Source organism: Pseudomonas sp. HMWF006 (assembly GCF_003061205.1).
GTDB lineage: Bacteria > Pseudomonadota > Gammaproteobacteria > Pseudomonadales > Pseudomonadaceae > Aquipseudomonas > Aquipseudomonas monsensis.
In genome coordinates this window covers 1-5,016 of the sequence record NZ_QAIU01000462.1, presented here as the reverse complement: position 1 = coordinate 5,016, position 5,016 = coordinate 1, and the positions used below count along the sequence as shown (strand labels likewise).

General features: G+C 60.7%; 4 protein-coding genes and 1 pseudogene. 3 read left to right on the top strand and 2 right to left on the bottom strand.

What is annotated here, in order from left to right; genetic code table 11:
• The first annotated feature begins 58 nt into the window (after positions 1-58).
• On the top strand, positions 59-1,402 hold the full coding sequence (gene yegQ, locus DBR24_RS20085; RefSeq protein ID WP_128615630.1) for a tRNA 5-hydroxyuridine modification protein YegQ: 1,344 nt from the start codon (positions 59-61) through the stop codon (positions 1,400-1,402).
• Between the two features lie 210 nt (positions 1,403-1,612).
• Here the strand turns inward: yegQ and DBR24_RS20080 are convergent, their stop codons facing one another.
• The gene (locus DBR24_RS20080; protein ID WP_128615629.1) at positions 1,613-1,843 is read right to left on the bottom strand and encodes a hypothetical protein; all 231 of its coding nucleotides are present in this window, start codon (positions 1,841-1,843) and stop codon (positions 1,613-1,615) included.
• A gap of 92 nt (positions 1,844-1,935) precedes the next feature.
• On the bottom strand, positions 1,936-2,649 hold the full coding sequence (locus tag DBR24_RS20075) for a FadR/GntR family transcriptional regulator (RefSeq protein WP_123462293.1): 714 nt from the start codon (positions 2,647-2,649) through the stop codon (positions 1,936-1,938).
• A 366-nt stretch (positions 2,650-3,015) separates the two neighbouring features.
• On the opposite strand from DBR24_RS20075, the gene DBR24_RS20070 reads away from it, so the two are divergent.
• Positions 3,016-4,362 carry an MFS transporter gene (locus DBR24_RS20070; RefSeq protein ID WP_128615628.1) on the top strand — a complete coding sequence of 449 codons (1,347 nt, stop codon included), beginning with the start codon at positions 3,016-3,018 and terminating at the stop codon, positions 4,360-4,362.
• Between the two features lie 24 nt (positions 4,363-4,386).
• Positions 4,387-5,016: pseudogene (gudD, locus tag DBR24_RS20065) on the top strand (glucarate dehydratase); the annotation flags it as partial.

Sequence of the window (5,016 nt, the reverse complement as noted above, 5' to 3'; positions counted from 1 at the left end):
TCAATAACCCGCACGGACATCCGCCTTACGCTGCCGCGCTTTTGCCATCGACGCCGCCATGACTCTCACCCAAGCCCTCACCGCCCCGGAATTGCTCGCCCCCGCCGGCACCCTGAAAAACATGCGTTACGCCTTCGCCTACGGAGCCGATGCGGTGTATGCCGGTCAGCCGCGTTACAGCCTGCGGGTGCGCAACAACGAATTCGACCACGCCAACCTGGCGCTGGGGATTCGCGAGGCACAGGCACAAGGCAAGCGCTTCTATGTGGTGGTCAACATCGCGCCGCACAACGCCAAGCTGAAGACTTTCCTCAAGGATCTGGCGCCCGTGATCGAGATGGCGCCGGACGCACTGATCATGTCCGACCCGGGCCTGATCATGCTGGTACGCCGCCATTTTCCGCAGATGCCGATTCATCTGTCGGTGCAAGCCAACACCGTGAACTGGGCGAGCGTCGAGTTCTGGCAGCAACAAGGGCTGAGCCGGATCATCCTCTCGCGGGAACTGTCGCTGGAGGAAATCGGCGAAATCCGCGAGCAGGTGCCGGGCATGGAACTGGAGGTGTTCGTCCACGGCGCACTGTGCATGGCCTACTCCGGGCGCTGCCTGCTGTCGGGCTACATGAACAAGCGCGACGCCAATCAGGGCACCTGCACCAACGCCTGCCGCTGGAAATACTCGGCGCAGGAAGCCACGGAAAACCAGCTCGGCGACATCGTCCAGACCTTCCAGCCCGAGCCGACCCTGGGCATCGGCGCGCCGACCGATCAGGTGTTCCTGCTGCAGGAAGCCAATCGCCCAGATGAGTTGATGCCCGCGTTTGAAGACGAGCACGGCACCTACATCATGAACGCCAAGGACCTGCGCGCCGTCCAGCACGTCGAGCGCCTGACCCGCATGGGCGTGCACTCGCTGAAGATCGAAGGTCGCACCAAGTCGCACTTCTATTGCGCACGCACCACGCAGGTCTATCGCCGGGCGATCGTCGATGCAGTCGCCGGGCGCGAATTCGATCGCAGCCTGATGAACGATCTGGAATCACTGGCGCAGCGCGGCTACACCGAGGGCTTCCTGCGCCGGCATGTGCACGACGAATACCAGAACTATCAGCACGGCAGTTCGGTGTCGGAACGTCAGCAATTCGTTGGCGAACTGACCGGCGAACGCCGCGACCGCCTGGCCGAGGTCAAGGTGAAGAACCGCTTTGCACTGGGCGACCATCTGGAATTGATGACGCCCAAGGGCAATTTCCACTTTGATCTGCACCAGTTGCAGAACGCCAAGGGGGAAGCGATCGAAGTTGCGCCGGGGGACGGGCACACGGTGTACCTGCCGATTCCGGATGCGGTGGATTTGCGCTTTGGGTTGCTGATGCGGGATGTAGCTACGAACCCCGTATGAGGGCATGCACTACCCTGTCGGGGGCCACTGATCTTCAGCCGCATTGCCGCCGCCATCGCTGGCAAGCCAGCTCCCACAGGGCAGATGTCGAACACCAAATCCCATGACACCACTGTGAGAGCGGGCTTGCCCGCGATGAGGCCGGCATGAACAACACACACTGCAACTGACCACCGACAAAAAAGCCCGGCACCAAAACCCGGGATTTTATTACCTGCGATCATCCGACAACGGCGTCGGAACATCCGCCGGTGGCACATCATCGTCCGCCGCCGGGTCCTTCCAGTCTTCCGGCCGATCGGCGTCGCTCAATGGATCGCGCCCCGGGCTCATACCCGGCGGCGCATCATGATCAGCCAATGTCGGCTCCTCCGTGCCGGGCACCGGCCGGGTCGGATCAGTCGGCAACACACCACCCTGAAACAGCAAATCATTCGCCATGACACACCTCACACAGGAGGTCCGGAACATCCGGGCCGTACTGATTGGAAGCGTGCTGGCGGGCGGCGTGCTATTGAACGGACCAGCGGCGATCAGCCCTGCGCACTGAAGCGGTCGCGGCTGTTGGTCAGGTGCAGCCACATCGCTGCGCGTGCCGCATCGGGGTCCTGACGCTTGATCGCATTCAGGATCGCCTCGTGTTCGAGGTTGGCCAACTGCCCCAGCTTGCTTAGATCTGCCGCTCCGCGTTCGGCAGCATTGAGCCGGTTGCGCGGAATCATTGCATTGCCCAGGTGCTGCATGATTTCGCTGAAGCAGACGTTGCCAGTGGCCTCGGCGATCAGCAGATGAAAACGCCGATCAGCCTCGACGCAACTGTCGTTGCTGTCCAGCAGACGCTGATAGTCATCCAGCGCCTGACGCATCTGCAGCAGTTGCTGCTCACTGCGCCGTTGCGCTGCCAACGCGGCGGCCTGCGTCTCCAGGCCCATGCGCAACTCAAGAATGCTGCGCACACCGAGCGCGGTATCGACATTCAGGCGCAAACCCTGCTCGGCAGCGCGCTCGATGACGAAGGTGCCGATGCCGTGCCGCGTCTCCACCAGCCCCGACGCCTGCAATTTGGAAATCGCTTCGCGCACCACCGTGCGACTGACGCCGTGTTCCTGAACGATGGCGTTCTCCGACGGCAGCTTGTCGCCGGGCGACAACTGGCCGAGCAGGATGCTCTGGGTGAGTTTCTCCACCAGGTCATGCGCCAGGTTATGGGCGCGTTTACGGGCGGGGGCGTCGAGGTCTTCTTGCATGGTCGGTTCCGATGATCGGGGCCAGCGGATCGTAGCATCGCGCAGTGCGGGACGAGGTTGATTTTAGCGCTAAAAATCCTCAACCACTTGTATGACAACACTCAAATATCTTTATGGAAGTTGCGAAAAAACCAGCGCGTTCACGTCAACAAAAGACGATAGCGTGCAGCTTCAGCGCTCCACTCACTGCGAAAAATCCCAATAGATACGCCTTATAAAAGCAAAAAAGCATAAAAAAAACCTGCTCCAGACAAATTTAATTGCATCGCCCCACTTGTAGGACAAAAATTTTAGGTTGTATGATGTCTATCAACAAAACAGCACCAGCCCTACCCCGCATAAAAATAATCAGTGGGAGAAAACCAAGTGAAAACCTCCGTCTCCGGGATGCACGAGGGCGTCGATTCGACGCTCGCGTCCGCCATCTCGAAAGTGAAACGCCACGTCCTGCCGCTCTTCGTGATCATGTTCATCGTCAATTACATTGACCGGGTGAACATCGGTTTCGTCCGCACTCACATGGAACACGATCTGGGCATTGGTGCCGCCGCCTACGGCTTCGGCGCCGGTCTGTTCTTCATCGGCTACGCGCTGTTCGAAGTGCCTTCCAACATGCTTCTGCAGAAAGTCGGCGCACGCATCTGGCTGACCCGCATCATGCTCACCTGGGGCCTGGTCGCTGCCGGCATGGCGTTCATCCAGAACGAAACCCACTTCTATGTGTTGCGCTTTTTACTCGGCGTGGCCGAAGCCGGGTTCTTCCCTGGGGTGATCTACTACTTCACCCGCTGGCTGCCCGGCGTCGAGCGCGGCAAGGCGATTGCGATCTTCCTCAGCGGCTCCGCCGTGGCCTCGCTGATCTCCGGTCCGCTGTCCGGCCTGCTCCTGCAAATCAACGGCCTGGGCATGCACGGCTGGCAATGGATGTACTTCATTGAGGGGATGTTTTCGGTCGGGCTCTGTGTATTTGTCTGGTTCTGGCTCGACGCCAAACCCCACGACGCCAAATGGCTGACCCGCGCCGAACAGGATGCGCTGGTCAATGCCATCGACGATGAACAAAAGGCCCGCGAAGCCGCAACGCCCATCCGTCCTTCACTGGGCAAACTGCTCAAGGACCGGCAGATCCTGCTGTTCTGCCTGATCTACTTCTTCATCCAGCTGACCATTTATGCGGCGACCTTCTGGCTGCCAAGCATCATCAAGAAAATGGGCGAGATGAGCGACTTCCAGGTCGGCCTGTTCAACTCGATTCCGTGGCTGCTGTCGATCATCGGCATGTACACCTTCGCTGCGTTCTCGGCCAAGTGGAAACACCAGCAGGCGTGGGTCGCCACCGCGCTGCTGATCGCCGCCGCAGGAATGTTCATGTCCACTACCGGCGGGCCGATTTTCGCCTTCGTCGCCATCTGCTTTGCGGCACTCGGGTTCAAATCCGCCTCGTCGCTGTTCTGGCCGATTCCCCAGGCGTATCTGGACGCTCGCATCGCCGCAGCGGTGATTGCGCTGATCAACTCGGTGGGCAACCTCGGCGGCTTCGTCGCGCCGACCACCTTCGGCCTGCTCGAAGAACACACCGGCTCGATTCAGGGCGGCCTCTACGGTTTGGCCGCGACCTCGATCATTGCCGCGATCATCGTCTTCGCTGCGCGCACCACACCCAAACCCGCTGTTGACCTCGCCGTGGCCGAGGCCGCGCCAAAGCACGCCTGAACGCTGTATCAGAAGGATAAAAACATGACCGCACACGACACTGCCAAAGCCCCGACCATCACCGACATGCACGTCATCCCGGTGGCCGGCCACGACGGCATGCTGCTCAACCTGAGCGGCGCCCACGGGCCGTTCTTTACCCGCAACCTCGTTATTCTCAAAGACAACGCCGGCCATACCGGCGTCGGCGAGGTGCCCGGCGGCGAACGCATTCGCCAGACCCTGGAAGATGCGCGCAGCCTGGTGGTCGGCAGCCCGATCGGCACCTATCAGAAGATCCTCAATCAAGTGCGCCAGACCTTCGCCGACCGCGATGCCGGTGGCCGTGGCCTGCAGACTTTTGACCTGCGCATCACCATTCACGCCGTCACCGGTCTTGAAGCGGCCCTGCTCGATCTGCTCGGCCAGCACCTCGACGTACCGGTTGCGGCGCTGCTTGGCGAAGGCCAGCAACGTGATGAAGTGAAAATGCTCGGTTACCTGTTCTATGTCGGTGATCAGCGCGAAACCGACCTCGCCTACCGCAGCGAACCGGATGCCGATAATGACTGGTTTCGCGTGCGACACGAGCACGCCATGACCGCCGAAGCGGTGGTGCGCCTCGCCGAAGCGGCCCATGCGAAATACGGTTTCAAGGACTTCAAACTCAAGGGT